General features: G+C 70.5%; 17 protein-coding genes and 1 tRNA gene. 7 read left to right on the plus strand and 11 right to left on the minus strand.

Annotation, left to right across the window (positions count from 1 at the left end; translation table 11 throughout):
- Window positions 1-4 precede the first annotated feature (4 nt).
- The 6 genes from QSK31_RS27080 to QSK31_RS27105 all read right to left on the minus strand — a co-directional run bounded on the left by QSK31_RS27080 (window position 5) and on the right by QSK31_RS27105 (window position 3,489).
- Window positions 5-451, minus strand: a complete 447-nt coding sequence (locus QSK31_RS27080; protein WP_285687170.1) for a DUF6232 family protein — start codon at window positions 449-451, stop codon at window positions 5-7.
- Window positions 452-751: 300 nt separating this feature from the next.
- Entirely contained in the window at window positions 752-1,669 is a 918-nt protein-coding gene (locus QSK31_RS27085; protein WP_285687171.1) for an alpha/beta hydrolase, read from the minus strand.
- Between the two features lie 8 nt (window positions 1,670-1,677).
- Window positions 1,678-2,139: a YybH family protein gene (locus tag QSK31_RS27090; protein ID WP_285687172.1), complete on the minus strand. Its 462-nt coding sequence runs from the start codon at window positions 2,137-2,139 to the stop codon at window positions 1,678-1,680.
- 98 nt (window positions 2,140-2,237) lie between these two features.
- On the minus strand, window positions 2,238-3,059 hold the full coding sequence (locus tag QSK31_RS27095; protein ID WP_285687173.1) for a helix-turn-helix transcriptional regulator: 822 nt from the start codon (window positions 3,057-3,059) through the stop codon (window positions 2,238-2,240).
- Window positions 3,060-3,109: 50 nt separating this feature from the next.
- On the minus strand, window positions 3,110-3,286 hold the full coding sequence (locus QSK31_RS27100) for a hypothetical protein (RefSeq protein ID WP_285687175.1): 177 nt from the start codon (window positions 3,284-3,286) through the stop codon (window positions 3,110-3,112).
- Between the two features lie 129 nt (window positions 3,287-3,415).
- Window positions 3,416-3,489 (minus strand) — tRNA-Thr (locus QSK31_RS27105).
- A gap of 87 nt (window positions 3,490-3,576) precedes the next feature.
- On the opposite strand from QSK31_RS27105, the gene QSK31_RS27110 reads away from it, so the two are divergent.
- The gene (locus QSK31_RS27110) at window positions 3,577-5,346 is read left to right on the plus strand and encodes a metallophosphoesterase family protein (protein WP_285687327.1); all 1,770 of its coding nucleotides are present in this window, start codon (window positions 3,577-3,579) and stop codon (window positions 5,344-5,346) included.
- A 29-nt stretch (window positions 5,347-5,375) separates the two neighbouring features.
- Here QSK31_RS27110 and QSK31_RS27115 read toward each other — a convergent pair whose 3' ends face one another.
- On the minus strand, window positions 5,376-6,239 hold the full coding sequence (locus QSK31_RS27115) for a PSP1 domain-containing protein (protein WP_285687176.1): 864 nt from the start codon (window positions 6,237-6,239) through the stop codon (window positions 5,376-5,378).
- A gap of 160 nt (window positions 6,240-6,399) precedes the next feature.
- Between QSK31_RS27115 and QSK31_RS27120 the strand changes: the two genes are divergently transcribed.
- The 4 genes from QSK31_RS27120 (at window position 6,400) to QSK31_RS27135 (ending at window position 10,345) form a co-directional block, all read left to right on the plus strand.
- The gene (locus QSK31_RS27120; protein ID WP_285687177.1) at window positions 6,400-8,649 is read left to right on the plus strand and encodes a hypothetical protein; all 2,250 of its coding nucleotides are present in this window, start codon (window positions 6,400-6,402) and stop codon (window positions 8,647-8,649) included.
- 444 nt (window positions 8,650-9,093) lie between these two features.
- A complete protein-coding gene (locus QSK31_RS27125) occupies window positions 9,094-9,420 on the plus strand; it encodes a YbaB/EbfC family nucleoid-associated protein (RefSeq protein WP_285687178.1) in 327 nt (108 codons plus the stop codon).
- On the plus strand, window positions 9,417-9,722 hold the full coding sequence (locus QSK31_RS27130; protein WP_285687179.1) for a hypothetical protein: 306 nt from the start codon (window positions 9,417-9,419) through the stop codon (window positions 9,720-9,722). The genes QSK31_RS27125 and QSK31_RS27130 overlap by 4 nt, the downstream gene beginning before the upstream one ends.
- Complete coding sequence (locus QSK31_RS27135) at window positions 9,719-10,345, plus strand: hypothetical protein (RefSeq protein ID WP_285687180.1); 627 nt, start codon at window positions 9,719-9,721, stop codon at window positions 10,343-10,345. The genes QSK31_RS27130 and QSK31_RS27135 overlap by 4 nt, the downstream gene beginning before the upstream one ends.
- 9 nt (window positions 10,346-10,354) lie before the next feature.
- Here the strand turns inward: QSK31_RS27135 and QSK31_RS27140 are convergent, their stop codons facing one another.
- Together QSK31_RS27140 and tmk are read right to left on the minus strand one after the other, a co-directional pair.
- The gene (locus tag QSK31_RS27140; protein ID WP_285687181.1) at window positions 10,355-11,548 is read right to left on the minus strand and encodes a DNA polymerase III subunit delta'; all 1,194 of its coding nucleotides are present in this window, start codon (window positions 11,546-11,548) and stop codon (window positions 10,355-10,357) included.
- Entirely contained in the window at window positions 11,541-13,733 is a 2,193-nt protein-coding gene (tmk, locus tag QSK31_RS27145; RefSeq protein WP_285687328.1) for a dTMP kinase, read from the minus strand. The genes QSK31_RS27140 and tmk overlap by 8 nt, the downstream gene beginning before the upstream one ends.
- 237 nt (window positions 13,734-13,970) lie before the next feature.
- On the opposite strand from tmk, the gene QSK31_RS27150 reads away from it, so the two are divergent.
- Window positions 13,971-15,176 carry an amino acid deaminase/aldolase gene (locus tag QSK31_RS27150; protein ID WP_285687182.1) on the plus strand — a complete coding sequence of 402 codons (1,206 nt, stop codon included), beginning with the start codon at window positions 13,971-13,973 and terminating at the stop codon, window positions 15,174-15,176.
- A 4-nt stretch (window positions 15,177-15,180) separates the two neighbouring features.
- Here the strand turns inward: QSK31_RS27150 and QSK31_RS27155 are convergent, their stop codons facing one another.
- Complete coding sequence (locus QSK31_RS27155) at window positions 15,181-15,810, minus strand: TetR/AcrR family transcriptional regulator (RefSeq protein WP_285687183.1); 630 nt, start codon at window positions 15,808-15,810, stop codon at window positions 15,181-15,183.
- 134 nt (window positions 15,811-15,944) lie between these two features.
- Between QSK31_RS27155 and QSK31_RS27160 the strand changes: the two genes are divergently transcribed.
- Window positions 15,945-17,261, plus strand: a complete 1,317-nt coding sequence (locus tag QSK31_RS27160) for a D-arabinono-1,4-lactone oxidase (protein WP_502873014.1) — start codon at window positions 15,945-15,947, stop codon at window positions 17,259-17,261.
- A 10-nt stretch (window positions 17,262-17,271) separates the two neighbouring features.
- On the opposite strand, the gene topA is transcribed toward QSK31_RS27160, so the two are convergent.
- Window positions 17,272-20,055: a type I DNA topoisomerase gene (gene topA / locus QSK31_RS27165; RefSeq protein WP_285687184.1), complete on the minus strand. Its 2,784-nt coding sequence runs from the start codon at window positions 20,053-20,055 to the stop codon at window positions 17,272-17,274.
- Window positions 20,056-20,198 lie beyond the last annotated feature (143 nt).

Raw genomic sequence — 20,198 nt, forward strand, 5'->3', positions numbered from 1 at the left:
GTGATCATGAAGCGACAGCGAGTCCATAGTCGGCATGGTTACGGAGGTCGTTCTCGAGGCTGCGCTTCAAAGCGCGGGTGACCTGGTTGAACACTCGCAGATCACGGCTCTCGAAGATGGTGGTGCGAGCGCCTCGGACGGTCGCCACGATCCGGTACGACCGGGCGCCGGAGGACTGTCGACTGCAGACGGCTACGACCATTGCCGTCACGGCGAGGATCGCGAGGGTTGCCCCGGCCACCGCCCCGACGGTCATCCAGCCGGCCGCGGCGAACGTGGCCAGGCCACCCGCCATGATCATGAGCGCGTCCGTCGACCGGGTGCGTGCGGCGTGCTCGATCCGCTGGATCGCGCGCAGCTCGCGTACCGGAACGATCCTGGGGGTGTCCATCAGCCACACGAATCGCTCGGCTGTCACGAAGGCGTCGGGTCCACGGTAATAGGTGCGCATTGCCTGCCCCTTTCGCTCCTGGACGAGGCAAGGAAAGGTCGCATGAGGGCGACGGAGAGAATTCCCACCTCGCTTGTCCGGCGGGCGGAATGGCGCGGAGGCAAGAACGGCACCCGGTTGCCGCCGGGTGCCGTCTGGTTCTTCCCCTCGATATTCCGCCCGTTGTGCCTGATGTCAGTAGAGCACGCCGGGTCGCTGATCGCCACCGTTCAACATGCCACGTGGCAGATGGCGCACTAGCAAGGTCTTCCACTGATCAATGATCGAGCGATGAGCTGCGGAAACGAAACGAGGCCCAAGTCAGCCGACGTGGCGATGCCACCAGTCCAGCATCGGCTCGGGGCGCCGCTGGAACTCCAGGTAGCCGTCCCAGCGAGCGGTCGAGTCGCGTACCCAGGCCAGGTGTTTGTCCTTGACATCCATGACGTCGTGCATCTCCTCGAGGTCCGCGGGCACGGTCAGGGTGTCGTAGTGGACGCCGTACAGGTCGGTCGGGATGCGCACGTGGCGCGCCCAAGAAGCGTCCGGACGTTCGCCGAAGCCGAAGGAGGTGCCGATCTTGACGCGCCGGTCCAACTCGTCGAGATGGTGAGCGCCGACGCCGAGCAGGTCCAGCATCCGGGCCATGATCACGCGATCGGAGACGGGCTGGCACGCCACCAGCGAGTGGACGCCGTCGAACGCTGCCGGATCCTGGCGCATCGCCGCGAACGTGGAGTTCGCGCCGAGGCAGCGGCTGAACAGGCTCACCCGCATGGTCGCTGTGTCGCGCCGCTGTGCGACATAGCGCAGGGAGCCGAGAACGTCGCGTCCCTCATACCGGCCGCTGGTGACCACGCCCCCGTTCGCGGCCCCGCTGAGTCCCATGTTGCGCAGGTCGTAGGCCAGCACGTTGTAGCCGGCCTCGTGCAGGATGCGGTAGTCCGGGACGAAGTTGACCTCCATCGTGTTGCCGCTGGGTCCCCAGATCGATGCCCAGGGCTGCAGGTGGGTGGGCAGTCCGGCACGGTTGAAGCCCATCGGATGGTTGGCGATGATCAACCGGTCGGAGTCGGCGGGGATGAACCAGCCTTCCAGCGGCACCCCGTCGGCTGAGGGAAAGGTGACGTCCTCGTAAGCGAGGCCTTCCTCGGCCGGGGTGTGCAGGATCGGTGAGCGTGGCGGACTGGTGAAGCCGTGCGCAAGCTGGTCGAGCGCGGCATCGGTCGTCTTGTTCATCGATATGCTCATCCGTTCGGCTTCTCGGGGGTCAGGTCCATGAGCGTGCGGCCGGTGGCGAAGTCCACGGGCATCGACACGTGGTCGTGGACCATCAGCCACTGACCATCGATGAGGCGGAAGCAGTTCGTCGTACGGACCCACATGTCGGTGTCCTGGCCATTCATGGTCCCGTCCAGGCGCACAAATAGCCGGGCGACGGCAAGCTGGTCGCTGCTGTGTACTTCAAGACCGGCGAACTCCAGGCGCAGCGGACCGGCGAAGGCGGTGAAGAAATCGACCCAGTTGTCGCGCCAGACAGTGCCGCCGCGGAACTCGATGGGCGGCATGAGGTCGAAGGCGCTGAAGGCGTCGCCCTCGGCATAGAAGGACATCATGGCGTCGACGTCCTTCGCCTCGAAGGCGTCCTTCCAGTCCTGCATGCGTTGCCGGATCTGCCGGTCGACGTCAGTGGTCGGTGCGGTGCTCACTTTAGATTCCTTTCCAGGTGAGGCTCACGCCACCGATGGTTGCCCAGGCCCGGAAAGGTATCCATGCAGCGTTTATGCAGGTATGGCCAGTACCCCTCTCAGCCCTCGAGCAACTGCCGCATGCGGCGCGCGTCGTCGTCGGTGTCGGGGGTGTAGAGCACCATGCCCAGCCCCGGCTCGTCGTCGATGGCGTACGACGAATACCAGATGGCGAGGTCGCCGGCGATCGGATGCGCCAGGCGCTTGACGCCTTCGCCGAGCATGCCCACGTCATGGGCTTCCCACATGCGGACGAAATCGGCGCTGCGGGCCCGGACTTCCTCGATGATCTGCTCCGCACGTTCGGTGGCGCCCCAGCGGGTCAGCTCGTGCCGGAAGGTCGACACAGCCTGCCCGGCTTCCCGCTCCCATTCCGGGAGCCGCCCGCGCGTAACCGGGTCCAGGAAAAGGATTTTGAGAATGTTGCGGTCCTCAGGCGCCATGGCTTCGTAGTCCGACAGGATCAGCCGCGCGGCCCGGTTCCAGGCGACCACGTCCCAGGCCGCGGTCTTGATGTACGCCGGTCCGTGCGCGAAACCGTCCAGCGCGCGCCAGAACCGCGGGTCGATCCGGTCCGTGTCCAAGCACGCTGCCTCCGGCCGATGCCCATGGGCGAGCAGGAACAGATGCTCGCGCTCGGCCCGGCCCAGCAGCAGCGCGTCAGCCACGCTGTCGAGCACCTGCACCGACGGCGTCCCACCACGGCCCTGCTCCAGGCGGGTGTACCACTCGACGCTCAGCTTCGCGCGGCTGGCGACCTCCTCGCGGCGCAGCCCGGGCGTACGGCGGCGGGCGCGCGCCGGCAAGCCGACGTCGAAGGGATCGAGACGCTCGCGGCGCGAGCGCAAAAAGGCGCCCAGGGTGTTCTCCGGCAGTGCCACGGCCGCACCATACGCCCGCAGGATCAAGACGGGGAACGTCGCGCGGATGACTACCCCACCAGCACCCTCGGCAGTGCTACCACTCCCCGCAGGGGCAACGTAAGCGCGGCAAGGCACGGCCATAGGACCTCATCGAAGTCGCCGCCGTAGCCCATGTGCAGCACGCCGTCGGCACCGTCCACGCCGCGGCGCAGGCTGTCCAGGTCGTCGAGCGAGCCTCGGTACACGGGGTGCCGGTAAGAAACGCGACTCAGACCGTGGCGTGGGCAGAGTCGCGCGGGCTCGGCCGGCGGCGCGTAGTCGCCGGAAGCAATGATGCCCTGACCTGCGTCTCCGCTGGTCAGGGCATCGCTCCGAGCCGCCTGACGGAATCGAACCGTCGACCTACGCATTACGAGTGCGTCGCTCTAGCCGACTGAGCTAAGGCGGCAACGGTACGCCAGTGTACGGCATGTCCACGGCCCGTTCGGAGCGGGTTACCGGCCATGTCGTACGTCGGGTCTACAGTCCATCGGTGATGAACGATCACCCCACCCCGGAGTCCGGGCCGCCGCCGTCCCGTCCACTGCCCGCCGAGGCCGAGCCCTCGACCCGCCGGCGGCCGCGCAGCCTCGACCCGCAGGAACTCGGCTTCACGCCGCAGCGCCCGGTCGGCTGGCTCGCACCGCTGCTGCTGCTCAGCACCGGTGTACGGACGCTGCTGGCGGTCCTCTTCGGCGCCTACCTGGACAAGCGCGAGTTGCAGAACGCGTTGGCCGGCGACGTGTTCGAGCAGCCCGGCACGGACGGCGAGGTCTGGCTGGACTACGTGGCCGACCTGGGCGACGGGTTCCCGGCGACGTACTCGGTCGCCTACCTGCTGGCCCAGCCGCGGCTCGAGGTCGGCGGTCAGGTGCTGCCCCGCGGGGACATCCTGTTCATGGGCGGCGACCAGGTCTATCCGCTGGCCAGCGGCGACGGCTACGAGGACAGGATGAAGGGGCCCTACCGCGCGGCTCTGCCCGAGGCGCCGGCCGGTGGGCAGCCCACGCTGTTCGCGCTGCCGGGCAACCACGACTGGTACGACGGGCTGACCGCGTTCATCCGGCTCTTCGCGCGGCGTAAGGACGGCCACATCGGCGGGTGGCGGACGGCGCAGCGGCGGTCGTACTTCGCGGTGAAGCTGCCGTCGAACTGGTGGCTGTTCGCCATCGACGAGCAGTTCGGGGCGTACATCGACGATCCGCAGCTGCTCTACTTCGAGAAAGCGGCGGCCGAGATCGGGCCGGACGACCGGGTGATCCTGATGACGCCGTCGCCGACGTGGGTCAAGGCGGCGACCAAACCCGAGGCGTACGACGCGGTCGACTACTTCATCCGGACGATCCTCGGGCCGACCGGCGCCCACGTCCGGCTGCTCGTCTCCGGCGACCTGCACCACTACGCCCGCTTCACCGGCGAGGACCGCGAGCTGATCACGTGTGGCGGCGGTGGCGCGTACCTGCTCGGCACGCACACCCTGCCCGACGAGCTGACCGTGCCGCCGCCGGACACCCTGACCCGCAGCGCGAGCCGCAGCCGGACGTACTCGCTTACCTCGGCATTCCCGTCGTTCGAGACATCCCGCCGGATGGGCTGGGGGGTGTTCCGCCGGATCGCCGTGCGCAATCCCGGCTTCGCGACCATGCTCGGCATCCTGCAGACGCTGACGATGCTGGCCATGTCCGGCGCCGCGAGCACCGACGGCGGCCCGATCCGGCGGCTGTTCAGCATCCCGCTCGTACTGATGTGTGTGCTGATCCTGGCCGGGACGGTCGCCTTCGCCCAGCCACCCAAGGCCAACGTGCCCAACCACGCGGCACATTGGATCCTCGGCATCATCCACGGTGGACTGCAGATCGCGCTCGCCGCCGGCGGCACCTGGATCTGGCAGCAGCTGCCGTTCCGCGACTGGACGTGGCCCGGCCCGCTGGCGGTCGCCATCGCGGTCTACCTACCCGTGGTCGGCTTCGTGTCGACCCAGCTCTGCGCGCTCTACCTGCTCGTGGCGAGCAGGTTCAAGGTCAACGTCAATGAGTTGTACGCCGGGCAGGGCATCGAGGACGCGAAAAGCTTCCTGCGCATGCACATCCAACGCGACGGCACGCTCACCATCTACGCCCTCGGCATCGACAAGATCTGCCGCAAATGGTCCGCCGACCCGGACGGCCCACCCGACTCCTCCTGGGTGCGCCCGGACGAGCCGTTGACCGTACGCCTCATCGAGGAACCGATCCGCGTCGCCGGACCACAGGCGACCCGCCACTGAGCCATGCTGTGCGGCCGTGATGCCGGCAGTCAGGCCGAGGCAGGGCCGCCGGCATCCGCGGGCTCTCGTCCTTCGTACGCCTGCCTCGGACCGCACACCGAAGCCACCGAGCAGGAGCACCGGGAGCCGTCGGAGTCCAGGCGCACGGTCACCGCGTCCTTCGGGACGCTGTGCCCCACCACCCGGCCGTCGCCCTCGGGCGTGGTGACCCGGCTGCCCACGGCCGGCGCCGACGTCTGGAACTTCTGGTACAGCGGATGTTCGTATTTGAGGCAGCACATCAGGCGGCCGCAGGCGCCGGAGATGCGTAGCGGGTTGAGTGGCAGGTCCTGGTCCTTGGCCATGCGGATGGTGACCGGCTCGAAGTCGGTCAGGAACGTCGCGCAGCACAGGTCACGGCCGCAGGAGCCGATGCCGCCCTGGACCCGCGCCGAGTCCCGCGCCGACAGCTGCCGCAGCTCGACCCGGCAGCGCAGGGTGGCACCGAGGTCGCGCACCAGGGACCGGAAGTCGACCCGGTGCGGCGCCGTGAAGTAGATGGTCGTCCGGGCGCCGCCGTTGCCGTTCTGCTCCAGCACGTGATCGACGGCGACCACTTTCATCGGCAGCTCGTGCGCCTTGATCAGCTTTTTCGCGGCGACCTTGGCCTCGGCCTTGCGCTTACGCAGCGTCTCGTCGCGGCGCAGATCACGGTCGTCGGCGAGCCCGGCCACCTTGGGGAAGCCGTCGGTTTCCTCACTGACCCACTGAGCGGCCCACACACACTCCGCCACCTCGGGGCCGTCGTCCGTCGGCACGAGCACGCGGTCGCCGACCTGCGGCGAGAACTCGCCCGGATCAAGGTAGTAGAGGCGGCCGTACCGGTTGAAACTGACGGCGCACAGCATGCCCATGGACAGACTCTACGTCGTGATCTCCATGCGGGCGAAATGTCCATGTTTGGGCTACCCGCCGGGGTTGTGGCATTGATCCGACGCAACCGGGGTGATCGACCGTCGTTGGGAAGTCCCGTAGATGCCGCTCGCTGCGGCCGATCTTCGGGGAGGACTCGTCATGACGCCCGCCAGGCCGTTCGCCGCCAGTGTCGCCGCACTCGGGGTCGCCGGGGTGATCGCCGTGCCGGCCCCCGCTTTCGCGGCGCCCGACAGCTGCCCGCGATGGGAACGCTACGCGGCCCAGTCCGGCGCCGAGCTCCTCAAGATCGACAAGCTTTCGGTACGCCCGCAGCGCGAGCCCGGCAGCGGCCGCGACAGGGACGCCCCGCCGGGCAGTGGTGACGACGCCCAGCCGCCCGACGCTCCGCCGCTGGAGGCCCCGACGCAAGGTGCTCCGCCGCACGGGGGTCCGCCGCAAGGCGCTCCGCCGCACGGGGATTCGACGCACGGGGATTCGACGCACGGGGGTCCGACACGCGGTGGCGGCGACGCCAGCAGTGGCAACGGCGCCCGGCCGCGCGCTGGCAACGGCACTCAGCCGCGTGGTGGTGACGCCGGCTCCCAGCCGCCAGGCAGGTCGTCGAAGCCCGCCAAGCCAGGAGCCGTCGGCTCCGGGCAGAGCGGTGACGCGAGGCAGAACCGCGACGATCAGCGCGGCACCCCGAAGGGTGCGCAGCCGACGGATCGCAGCAGCAAGCCGGCGGACGGTTCGCTGCTCGGCAAGGTCGGCGGTGCGACTGGGATCGGGGATGGCGGTCAGGGCGGCGGCACGGCCGGCCAGGGCGGCGGGACCGGCGGGCAACGCGGCGGAACCAGCGGCCAGGGCGGCCAAGGCGGCGGGACCGGCGGCCAAGGCGGCGGCACGGGTGGCCAAGGCGGCGGGACCGGCAGCCAAGGCGGCGGGACCGGCAGCCCCCGCTGGAATGCCGGCAACCCAGGCGGCAACGGCGGGCAAAGCGGCGGGGCTGGCAACGAAAGCCGCACCACGAGCGGCCAGACCGACGGGGCGGGCGGCCGGACCGACGGCGCGGGCGGACAGGGCGGCGGCGCGGGCGGACAGGGCGGCGGCGCGGGCGGACAGGGCGGCGGCAGGGCCGATTTCGCCGCGCTCAACGCCGAGAAGTTGATCTTGAAAAAGGGTGCGGCGACCGCCACCTCCCCCACCCCTGAACTGGGTGGGTCGAATGTAGGCCGGGGGTACGACAGTTTTCGGCAGCCGTCCACAGGGCCGGATCCCGATGCTCGCGAGCCTCGGGAAATCACCGTCCGCGGGCTGCACGTCGGTGAGGCGAAGTCGGCGATGATCGGGGTGGCCGCGCCGAACGCCGCCGCGATGGTTCGGATGATCAACAGCTCTGACCGGTCGCGGGTCAGTTTGCCGCTTGTTCAGCAGGCGCCGCCGAACAAGAAGGCCCGTCAGCAGACGACGCCCGCCGCCGAGGCCGGGCCGATTCTGATGGACGACGGCTCGCTGACCGCCGACGCGTCGTGGCGGGACGGAATGGCGTGCGGGCGCACGGTCGGCGACATCACCCGGGCGGCGGCCACGCTCGGTGCCGCTCAGGTCAGTGGCAACGGTGACACGGCGCTGGTGTCCGTACCCGAGAAGACGCAAAGCGTGAGCACGACGGCGCTGGAGCGGACCGCCGGGGGTGCTCGAACGGTGTCGACCGCGAGCCTGACCGCGGGGTCGTTCGAGCTGCTCGACGGGGCGGTGCAGATCAAGGTCCTGCGGACGCCGATGCTGCGGACGACCATGTCCACTGCGGACGGTGGTGCGGTCCGATACCAGCCGGCGGCGATCGTGGTGTCCGGCGAGGGCATCAGGACGACGACGCTGGATGCGGCCGGTGACAGCATGGAGATGACGTTCAGCGAGCGGCGGACCGAGTCGGCGCGGATGCCGGACCTGGCCGTCCGTACGCTCGGCGATCTTCCCCTGCCGACGATCCCGGGCCTGCCGCAGGTGCCGGGCGGGGCCACCGAGTCGGCGCCGGCCGCGCGCCCCGGCACCAGCGTGAAGATCAGCCTCGGCAAGCCGCGCCAGGCCACTCAGGGTCGCGCCATCGCGGCCAAGGCGTCCGCGATCACTGTCGGCATCGTGCAGGGCGGCAGGACCGATGACGGGTACGGGCACAGCGCCGACCTGTCGCTCGACATGGCGATCGGCGCGCTCGAGTCGGCCGCGGTCGCGCCGGAGCCGGGCGGCAGCGGCGGTGATCTCGAGAGCGCGACGGCCGGTAGTGGCGGCGGCCTGCCGGTCACCGGGCCGGGCATCGGCGTGATGGCGGTCATCGGCGGGACGCTGCTGGCCTCCGGAACGGTCGCGTTCCTGCTCGGTCGTCGTCGGCGCCGCTTCGAGGCCTGACGCGAGCTGGTCTCAGATACTGGGCTTCCTTCAGTCTGAGGCTGGCTAGACCGGCATTCATCCGGTTAGATCAGCTCGAAGCCGAAGATTTTTCAGAGACACCGTCACGGGCGTCGATGGAATCGGCCGGGTGGGGTGAGCCCGATCGGCCTGGGGTCAGCGTGGTTGCCCGATGGTGCCGTCCTCGGTCGCCCGTCCGGCCCAATCCGCCCCGCGCCCAGCGACAAAGCCGCTGCCGGCGCGTTGAGTGGATGAAGACCTGCGGGGGGTGCAGGAGGCGGCGGTGCCGCATACGGAAACCGGTATCCGTATGCGGCACCGCCGCCACTTTTTCGTGCCCAAGATCCCGGGAGGGGGTTGTCCACAGGGGATCTCGCGCGGCGCGGCGGAGTTCGGTACCGTTCCGGAACGCAAGCACGGCGGTACGCCCGGTGAGGAGTGTGCATGCCCCGCGAGATCGACGAGGCGTGGATCGACGAGGCCATCGAGCGATACCGCCGCATCGACTCACTACGCGCGGAGTACGAGAAAGCCGTCGCCGCGCACGTCGTCTCGGTGCACAGTCCGGACGATTCGGTGGAGATCCTGGTGACGGCGGCGGGCGAGATCACCGACGTGCGGATTCGGGGCAGTCTGCAGCATCGCCACGCCGCAGACCTGGCTAGGGAGGTGCAGGCGGTGGTGACCAACGCGGCCGAGGCGGCCCGCTGGGCGCGGGAGAAGCTGCACGACGAGGTCTTCGGGGCGTTCCGTTCCCTGGGGGAACCGTGAACTCGGACGACATCGCCACCCGCCTCGGTGCGGCCGCGTCGACCTTGTCCACGATGGACCGGGCTCTCCCCTTGCTGGAGGTTTCCGCGGCCGCGTTCGGCGCGGATGGCGGCGGGGCGCCGGGGCGGGTCGGCCGCGTCCTGCACGCGCACTGGTCGGCGGTGCTGGCCGCGCGCGCCCGGGAGGCCGCCGACACCGCCGCTCGTCTGACAGATCTGGCTGATTCGGTACGCCGGACGCGACGCGACTACACCGACGCGGACGAGTCCTCCGCCCGTGGCATCGAGCGAGCCTCCTCGTGAGCGATCGCCTGGACGCCGTGCTGGAAACGGCGGCGCCGTTGCTCAAGCGGGCCGGCGAGGTGCTGTCCGCGGCCGGGGCGCCTCCCGACCATGGCGTGTGGCCGTCGTTGCGGCGGGTGCGGCTGCTGCCGTGGGACGCGGCGCGGGCGGTGGCGGCTCTTCGGCCGGCTGACCTGTCCGAGGCCGGGCCGGAGTTGCGGCTGGGCGCGCGGGACTACGCCGGGATCGCCGAGTCGTTGCCGCCGCCGGGGGTCTGGTCGGGCGAGGCGGCGGAGGCCTACGACGCCGCTCGCCGGCGGACGGCCGGCCATCTCACGGGCACCGATGACAGTCTGGGCGAACGTCTGGACGCGACCGCGGCGCTGGCCGAGGGGCTGGCCGCCTGGATGTCACGGGCACGGTCCGAGCTCGCGGTGACGCTCGCCGGGGTGCTCACCTCGGCCGAGGCGCTGACCCTCGACGCCGAGACCCGCCGCGGCAGGATGGACCTCGCGTCGAGCGGCGAGGCCGAGGCGGCCGCCCAGATCGCGGCCACCGTCCTGGAAACGGTGGCGGCCGCCTACGACGCGGCTTCCGACCTCATGACCGCCACCGAGCCCCTGGCCGAGGTCAACTGGTCATAAACCCAGCGGTCAGCCGCGCCACAGGTGGACCATCATGGCCTCGACGGCGATCTTCGGCTTCACGTTGAGGTCGATGGCCTCCCGGCAGGCCAGCACGGCCTCCAGCCGGCGCAGCGTGCTCTCGGGAGTCCACTTCTCGGCGGCGGCCGCCGACTGCTCCGCGGCGTCCGTGTGCACGACCTGGATCGGCGCCTTGAGGTTGGTGATCAGCACGTCGCGGTAGAAGCCGGCCAGGTCCACCAGTGCCCGGTCGAGGGCGTCGCGCTGGGAACGGGTCGCCCGGGAACGCTGGCGCTTCTCCAGTTCCTTGATCTGGCCGGCAGCGCCCCGCATCGCTCCGGCGGCGCCCCGGCCGGTGCCTCCGGCGCCCAGAGCCTGCTCGAGCGCGGCGCGTTCGGTGGTGTCCGTCCCGGCGACCGACGCCGCCGCCTCCGCCTCGGCCGCCTCGATCAGCGACGACGCCGCGTCGAAGCAGGCGCCGATGCCGGTCAGCCGGCGCGGCACGGACAGCACCGCCTCCCGGCGTTTGCGGGCGTCGGCGTCCCCGGCCAGGCGCTTCGCCCGGCCGACGTGGCCCTGTGCGGCGGCCGCGGCCCAGGAGGCGACGTCCGGCGCGATGCCGTCTCGCCTGGTCAGCACCTCGGCGACGGCGGCCGCGGGAGGCTGGCGCAGCGGGATCACCCGGCAGCGGGAGCGGATCGTGACCGAGATGTCGTCGGGGTGGGTGGACGGCGTGCAGAGCAGGAACACCGTACGCGGTGGCGGCTCCTCGATGGCCTTGAGCAGCGCGTTGCCGGCCTGCTCGGTGAGCCGGTCGGCGTCCTCCACGATGACGGCCTGCCAGCGGCCGTTCGACGGGGCGCTGCTCGCCCGCAGGACCAGCGCGCGCATTTCGCCGACACCGATGGACAGGCCCTCGGGTACGACGAAACGAACGTCGGCGTGCGTACGCCCCAGGGCCGTGTGGCAGCCGTGGCACTCGCCGCAACCTGTCCCGTCGCGCTCGCACTGCAGGGCCGCGGCGAGGGCGCGGGCCGCGACCGAGCGGCCGGAGCCGGGCGGGCCGGTGAAGATCCAGGCGTGTGTCATCGCGCCGGTGCCGGTGGTCTCACCCGCGACGATCCGGGCGGCCGACTCGGCGGCGCGGCGCAGCACCTCGACCGCCTCGTCCTGGCCGACGAGGTCGGCGAACACGTCAGTCACGGCGGCCATTGTTGCTCGTCGCCGGCGGCTCGGCCAGATCCTCCATGACCTCCGTGGGCGTCTCGACGTGACGCACGCCGTCCGAGGGGGCGAGGCCGGGCGACTGGGGGGCTAGGCCGGACGAATGAGTGACGTCAGGCGAAGGCGTGACGTCAGGCGACGGGGCTAGGTCGGGCGACGGGGAGAGGTCGGGGGGAGAGGACTCGGTGTCGGCCGGGGACGGTTCCTCGGAGCTGAGGATCGTCGTCAGCCGCGCGGTGACCGCGGCGGCGATCTCGTCCTGCGAGGAGGAGGCGTCCAGGACCAGGTAGCGCTTGGGGTCGGCCGCGGCCAGGTCGAGGAACGCGTACCGGACGCGGTCGTGGAAGGCTCGTGACTCGCTCTCCAGCCGGTCGGCGCCCTGCCCGCGGGAGTCCACCCGGGCCAGTCCGACGTGCGGGTCCACGTCGAGCAGGACCACCAGGTCGGGCTTGAGCCCGCCGGTCGCCCAGGACGACAGCCAGGAGATCTCCTGCACCGGCAAGGTGCGACCGGCGCCCTGGTAGGCGAGCGACGAGTCCACGTACCGGTCGCTGATGACCACCGCGCCCCGCGCCAGGGCCGGGCGGACGACGGTGGCGACGTGATGGGCCCGGTCGGCCGCGTAGAGCAGCGCCTCGGCGCGCGGTGCGGGTGCGTCGCCCTTGTCCAGCAGCAGGTTGCGGATGCGGGAGCCGACGTCGGTCGCACCGGGCTCCCGGGTGACCACGACGTCGCGGCCGTCCGCGTGCAGGACCGAGGCGAGGCGGGTGACCTGGGTGGACTTGCCGGCGCCCTCGCCGCCCTCGAAGACCACGAAGACGCCCTGCCGGGTGAACTCCTCGGCCGCCGACAGCGGGCGCCCGCGGATCGACCCCCAGAGATCGGCGAGGACGGGTACGCCCTTCTTGTCGTCCATCTGCCGGAACGCGCTGATCCCGGACCACACGCCGAAGATGCCCGCGACCAGGAGCAGGATCCGGGTCGCGGAGATGGAGATGTCGACCGGGCCGACGTCGATGATCCGGGAGCCGCCGAGGCCGACCAGCACGCCGGACAGCGCGATGGCCAGCAGCAGCACCATCCGGGTGCCGATCTGGACCACCGCGACGACCCGGCCGCGCACGTCGTCGCCGACCTGGCCGCCGAGCAGGGTGAGCCCGGACAGGAACGCCATGCCCGCACCGGCGCCGACGAAGATCGCGCCGACCAGCGCCATGGACAGGTGGATCGCGATCGCCAGGAACATCACGGCGCCGCTGGCCAGCACGATGCTCAGGCCGAACCAGCGCCGCCGGGACAGTTCCTTGACCACCATCGGGCCCAGCCCGATGCCGATCGCCAGGCCGATGAACAGGGTGGCGAACAGCAGCGAGAACGCCGCGTCGCCGGCGCCGAGCGAGGCGGTGAAGAAGCGCGCGGTGCCGATCACGATGCCGGCGCCGGCGAAGGCGCCGAAGATGCCCAGGACCAGGCCGCGGACCAGCGGGGTGGTGCCGATGTACTTCCAGCCGTCCAGGAACTGCCGGAGCATGCTCTGCTCGGCCGCCTTCTGCTTGCGTTCCCGCAGGCCGTGGCTGATCTCCTTGATGCCGAAGTACACGACCAGCGCGGTGGCCAGCCGGGATCCGGCGTTGACCCACAGGCCCAGCTGGGACGGCTCGGCCCAGTCGGGCATGTTCGGGAAGGGGCCGCGGACGAGGCGGTCCAGTGCGGCGAGGCTCAGGGCCGCGAAGATCGGGGTGATGCCGTACGTGGTGATCAAGGTCAGCTGGTTCGACACCTCGAGCCGGCTGCGCGGGATCAGGTTGGGCACCGCCGCTTCCTTGGCGGGGATCCACATCAGGGTGACGGTCTCGCCGATGAAGGTGGCGGCCACCGCCCAGGTCACGATCAGCCCGCCGTTGTCGCTGATCAGGGCGACCGCCGGGATCGACCCGTACACGAAGAAGCGGATGATGTCGCAGATGACCATCGTGTAGCGGCGGTCGAACCGGTCCGCCATCACGCCGGCGATCGGGCCGAGGATCAGCGCGGGCACGAGCCGGATGGCGATCGTGCCACTGAACGCGCCACCCTGGGCGACGCTGCCGGTGACCTGCTGTGATGCGAAGAGCGCGGTGGCCAGGAGGCCGAGCCAGTCGCCGAACGAGGCGACGCTGAGCACCAGCCAGAGCCGGCGGAACGGTCGGATGCGCAACACCGAGCGCAGAGCGGCCACCCCGGAGAGGTCGACCGGGGCCGCGGCGTCTTCGCGCGAGTCGGTGTCGATGGTCGTTACCTCCCGATGGTCATTGCCGCAGAGCACTGTATCCGGCCTGGTTCAAAGAACTCAGCACGCACTATCGGGTGGCGCATAGATGAACCTGTTTCGCATTGCTCGCGAAGGCGTTATGTTCCCCCAGTGACCGACCCACGCCACAGGCTGCGCGAACGCCTGGATCGTGCCACCGCGCACCTGGAGACCCCGGTCGCGGTGGTCGACCTGGCCGCCTTCGACGCCAACGCGGCCGCGCTCACCGCCCGGGCCGGCGGGAAACCGATCCGGGTGGCCAGCAAGTCGGTCCGCGTCCGGACGCTGCTGGACCGGGTGCTGGCCAAGCCTGGCTGGCGAGGCGTGATGGCGTACACGCTGCCCGAGGCGATCTGGCTGGTCCGGGAGGGCGTCAGCGATGACGTGCTGGTGGCGTACCCGACGGTTGATCGCTCGGCCCTCGCCGAGCTGGGTAAGGACGACCAGCTCGCGGCCGCCATCACCCTGATGGTCGACCACCCGGCGCATCTCGACCTGGTCGACCAGGTCGCGCCCTCCAGCCGGCGTGCCGAGGTGCGCGTGTGCATGGAGCTGGACGCGTCCTGGCGTCCGGCAGGTCAACTTCATGTCGGGGTACGCCGTTCGCCCGTGCACTCGGCCGGTCAGGCGTCCGCGCTGGCCCGGCGCATCACGTCCCGCCCCGGCTTCCGCCTGGTCGGGATGATGTCCTACGAGGCGCATATCGCCGGGCTCGGCGACGCGCCCACCGGCCGGGCGGCCCGCGGCGGCGCCATCCGGCTGATGCAGCGCATCGCCCTGCCCGAGCTGCTCAAACGCCGGCAGGCCGCGGTCGCCGCCGTCCGCGAACACGCCGACCTGGAGTTCGTCAACGGCGGCGGCACCGGCAGCGTGGCCGAGACCACCGCCGACCCGTCGGTGACCGAGGTCGCCGCCGGGTCCGGCCTGTTCGGGCCGACGCTGTTCGACCAGTACACGAACTGGCAGCCGACGCCCGCCGCCCTCTTCGCACTGTCCGTGGTCCGCCGCCCGGCCCCGCGCATAGCGACCGTGCTGGGCGGCGGCTGGATCGCGTCCGGCCCGCCGGAGCCGTCCCGCCAGCCCACGCCGTACCTCCCGGAGGGTCTCAAGCTCCGGGGCGACGAGTGGGCCGGCGAGGTGCAGACTCCGCTGCTCGGGGCGGCGGCGTCCGGTCTGCGGCTGGGCGACCGCGTGTGGTTCCGGCACGCCAAGGCCGGCGAGCTGTGCGAGCACGTCAACGAGGTGCAGCTGATCGACGGGGAGACGGCCGCGCCCACCCCGACGTACCGGGGCGAGGGCTATGCGTTCCTCGGGTAGGACATCATGCGGAGACGTGGCGGTGCAGGTACTCCCTGATCAGCGCCTTGGCCTCGCCGATGACCGCCTCGTCGCCGGTGAGCTCGCGACGGAACGCCATCTTGATCAGCGCGTCCGCGGCCTCGACGGCGATCTGCAGCGCGAATTTCAGCCGGCCGCGGTCGACGATCTGGAACTGCTCGGCCAGCAGCTCGGCGAGGCGCTCGGCGATGACCGCGTTGTTGTCCCGTTCCGCGTCCAGCAGGTGCAGGTCGACGACGTCGCCGAAGTGCAGCGTGCGGAAGCCGGGGACGGTGCGGTGCATGGTGATGAACGAGTCGATGGCCGCGTCCACCCCGTCCCACCAGTGCGCGAACGTCTCGTTGGCGAAGCGGGACGAGAGCGCCTGCAGGTAGGCGTCCATGTTGCGCATGGCGAGTGCCTGGACGATGGCCCGCTTGTCCGGGAAGAACTGGTACACGGACCCGATGGCGACCTCGGCGCGCTCGGCGAGCAGCGTCGTGGTCAGGCCTTCATAGCCGACCTCATCGACGAGCTCGGCGCAGGCGTCCAACATGCGCTGGACCCGGGCAACGCTTCTGCCCTGCACCGGGACCCGCCGCAGCGGCCCGGTGGTGACGGTTGGTGTCGACACGCGTCGCCACTCCCTCTCAGCAGTGATAATCGGAACGTTACTCGGATCAACGAGCGAGCAGCATCGACGGGACGCCGAGGCGACACGGCATCACCGGATTTGTGCGACTGTCCGCTCGGTGGAGGGACAAAGCCGTGACGACTAGTGACATCAGCGCCCCTGCACGCTCCACCCGGTGGCGGAACTGGGCCGGCAACCAGCGGGCGGTGGCCCGCGAGGTGCGTACGCCCGGGAGTGTCGAGGAGGTCGCCGCGCTCGTCAAGGAGGCCGCGGCCGGCGGGCGGCGGGTCAAGGCGGTCGGCAGCAGCCACTCGTTCAATTCCATCGCGGTGGCCGATGACCTGCGGGTTCAACTGCCGCGCCTGGCGTCACCGGTGTCCGTGGACGGGCATCTGGTGACCGTCCAGGCCGGTATGGTGCTGTCCGTCCTGAACGCCTATCTGGCGACCATCGGCCTGGCGGTGCCCACCCTGGGGGACATCGACGCGCAGACCGTCGCCGGGGCGATCTCGACCGGCACCCACGGCACCGGGATGGGGCATTCGACGATCGCGTCCTGTGTCGAGGCGGTGACGATTGTCACCGGATCGGGGGACATCCGTCATCTCGACAAATCGGACGATGCGTTTCCGGCCGTGCAGGTCGGCATCGGTGCACTCGGCATCCTGGTCGATGTCACGCTGCGCTGCGTGGACGCGTTCCTGCTGCGGGCCGACGAACGTCCGATGCCGCTGGCCGACACCCTCGCGGGGCTGGACGACTGGCTCGCCGCCGAGGACCACGTCGAGTTCTTCTGGTACCCGCACACGCAGGGGACGCAGCTCAAGCGCAACAGCGTGGTGCCGGTCAGCGACCAGCCCCTGTCCCGGTTCCGCGGCTGGCTGGACGACGAATTCCTGTCCAACTCGGTGTTCCAGGCCGTCTGCCGGTTGGGCGCGCGCCTCCCGGCGGCGGTCCCCCCGACCAATGCGCTCGCGGTGCGGGCCCTGACGGCCCGCACCTACACCGCCCGGTCGGACAAGGTCTTCTGCACTCCCCGCCGGGTCCGGTTCAACGAGATGGAGTACGAGGTGCCGCGCGCCGCCACGCCCGAGGCGCTGGCCGCGCTACCGAAGATCATCGACGGCCTGCCGTTCCGGGTGCAGTTCCCGGTCGAGGTGAGGTTCACCGGGCCGGACGACATCTGGCTGTCGCACGGGTACGGGCGCGAATCCGCGTACATCGCCGTGCAGCAGTTCGCCGGCAGCCCGTACGAGCCGTACTTCCGGGCCTTCGAGGCGGTGTGCGAGTCGCTCGGCGGGCGCCCGCACTGGGGCAAGCAGCACTACCGGAACGCGGAGTCGCTGCGGACGGCGTACCCGAGGTTCGACGACTTCCTCGCCGCCCGGGAGAGCTTCGACCCGGCCCGGGTGTTCGCGAACGAATACCTGGACCGGGTGCTGGGCCCGTAAAGCGAGGGCCTTAAGAGCTGGTCGCCTTCTTCGGGGCGGCCTTCTTGGCGGGCGCCTTCTTGGCCGCCGCCGCCTTCTTGGCGGGGGTGGCCTTCTTCGCCGGCGTCGCCTTCTTCGCGGCGGCCTTCTTCGCCGGGTCCGCGGCCTTCTTGGCGGCCGCCTTCTTGCGCGGCGCCGGGCCCTTCGCCCGCTTCTCGGCGAGCATCTCGGACGCCTGCTCGACGGTCAGTTCCTCCGGGGTCTGACCGCGGCGCAGCGACGCGTTGTACTCGCCGTCCGTCACGTACGGCCCGAACCGGCCTTCCTTGATCACCATCGGCTTCTCGGAGACCGGGTCGTTGCCCATCTCCCGCAGCGGCGGCGCGGCCGCCTTGCGTCCCCGGGTCTTCGGCGCCGCCAGCAGGGCCAGCGCCTCGTCCAGCGTGACGGTGAACAGCTTGTCCTCGCTGTCCAGCGACCGGAAGTCGTTGTCGCGCTTCACGTACGGCCCGTACCGGCCGTTCGCCGCGATGATCTCCTTGCCCTCCGGGTCCTTGCCGACCGTGCGGGGCAGCAGGAGCAGCTTGAGCGCCTGCTCCAGGGTGAGCTCGTCCGGCGTCTGCGTCTTGAACAGCGACGACCGCCGCTCACCGCTCTGCACGTACGGCCCGAACCGGCCGGACTTGAGCTGCACCGGGTCGCCGGTCGCCGGGTCGTCGCCCAGGCTGCGCTCGCCGCCGTCGCCCAGGTACAGCTCGTCGACCTTCTCCGGGGTGAGCTCGTCGGGGGCGATGCCGTCGGGGATCGACGCGCGGTTCTCCGCCGACTCCTCCTCCTCGCCCGGCTCGTGCCGCTGCAGATAGGGACCGAACCGGCCGACCCGGACCACCACCTGGCGGTCCTTCTCGTCGACGAAGAGCGGGATCGAGTTGATCGACCGCGCGTCGATGTCGCTCAGGTTCTCGGTCACCATCTTCTTCAGCCCGCCGGCCTTGGCGATCGAGTCGTCGCTACCCAGGTCGCTGCCGAAGTAGAAGGAGGTGAGGAAGTCCAGCGCCGCGTGGTCGCCACCGGCGATGTCGTCGAGCTGGGTCTCCATCGCCGCGGTGAAGTTGTAGTCCACCAGCCGCGGGTAGTGCCGCTCGAGCAGGCCGATCACCGCGAACGCCAGGAACTCCGGGATCAGCGCCTGACCGCGCTTGATCACATAACCGCGGTCCTGGATGGTCCGCATGATCGACTCGTACGTCGACGGGCGGCCGATGCCCAGCTCCTCCAGCGCCTTGACCAGCGAGGCCTCGGTGTAGCGGGAGGGCGGCGAGGTGTGGTGGCCGATCGCGTTCAGCTCGTCGGCGGTGAGCGGCTGGTCCTTGGTCAGCGTGGGCAGCCGGCGCTCGGCGTCCTCCGCCTCGGCGTTCTCGTCGTCCGACGACTCGACATACGCCCGCAGGAAGCCGGGGTCGGTGATCGTCTTACCGGTCGCGGAGAAGTCGACCTCCTCCCCCGCCGTGGAGATGGCCCGGATGCGCACCGAGATCGAGTTGCCGACCGCGTCGGTCATCTGCGACGCGATCGTGCGCCGCCAGATCAGCTCGTAGAGCTTGAACTCGTCGGTGGACAGCTCCTTGGCCACCTCGCCCGGGGTGCGGAAGTTGTCGCCGGCCGGGCGGATCGCCTCGTGCGCCTCCTGCGCGTTCTTCACCTTGCCGGTGTAGCGGCGGGGCTGCGGCGGGACGCTGCCCTGGCCGTACAGCTCGGCGATCTGCCGCCGGGCCGCGGAGAGGGCGGTCTCGGAGAGGTTCACCGAGTCCGTACGCATGTAGGTGATGTAGCCGTTCTCGTACAGCCGCTGGGCCGTACGCATCGTCTGCGAGGCCGAGAAGCGCAGCTTGCGGGCCGCCTCCTGCTGCAGCGTGGAGGTGATGAACGGCGCATAGGGCCGGCGCCGGTACGGCTTCTCCTCGACCCGGGTGACCTTGAAGTCGCGGTCCTCGAGACGGGCGGCCAGCCCGCGGGCGCCGTCACCATCCAGATGCACCACGCCGGCGCCGGGCCGGACCTGGCCGGTGGTGGGCTCGAAGTCCTTGCCGGTGGCGATGCGGTCGCCGTCCAGGGCGATCAGCGTCGCGTTGAACGTGCGGGGGCCGTCCTTCGGCGCGTTCTGCACCGCGAGCAGCGCGTTGATGTCCCAGTACTCCGCGGACCGGAACGCCATGCGCTGACGCTCACGCTCGACGACGATGCGGGTGGCCACGGACTGGACGCGCCCGGCGGACAGGCGGGGCATCACCTTCTTCCACAGCACCGGGCTGACCTCGTACCCGTAAAGACGGTCGAGGATCCGGCGGGCCTCCTGCGCGTCGACCAGGTCGCGGTCGATCTCGCGGGGGTTGGCCACCGCGGCCTGGATGGCCGGCTTGGTGATCTCGTGGAAGACCATCCGCTTGACCGGGACCTTGGGCTTGATCGTCTCGACCAGGTGCCACGCGATGGCCTCGCCCTCGCGGTCCTCATCGGTGGCGAGCAGGATCTCGTCGACCTCTTTCGACAGCTTGATCAGCTTGGCGATCTGCTGCTTACGGTCCGTGGAGACGACGTAGAGCGCCTGGAAGCCGTTGTCGACGTCGACGCCCAGCCGGGCCCACGACTCGCCCTTGTACTTGGCGGGCACGTCGGCGGCATTACGGGGCAGATCGCGGACATGACCGAAGGAGGCCTCGACAAAATAGTCGGGCCCCAGATAACCGGCGATCGTCTTGGCCTTCGACGGAGACTCGACGATCACCAGACGGGTCGTCCTGGCGTCACTCGGCACGGCACTCCCACACTCTTGCTTGCCTGCGTTTCAAACTAACGCGCCGGATCGCCCCGCATTCCCCGGGGCACCGGGCATCGGATGGTAACGGCACGGCCACCGCACGCGTCCAACGGCGACACCGTACACCGGGAATGTAGAGG

It is taken from the genome of Actinoplanes sp. NBRC 103695, assembly GCF_030269485.1.
Classification (GTDB): Bacteria; Actinomycetota; Actinomycetes; order Mycobacteriales; family Micromonosporaceae; genus Actinoplanes.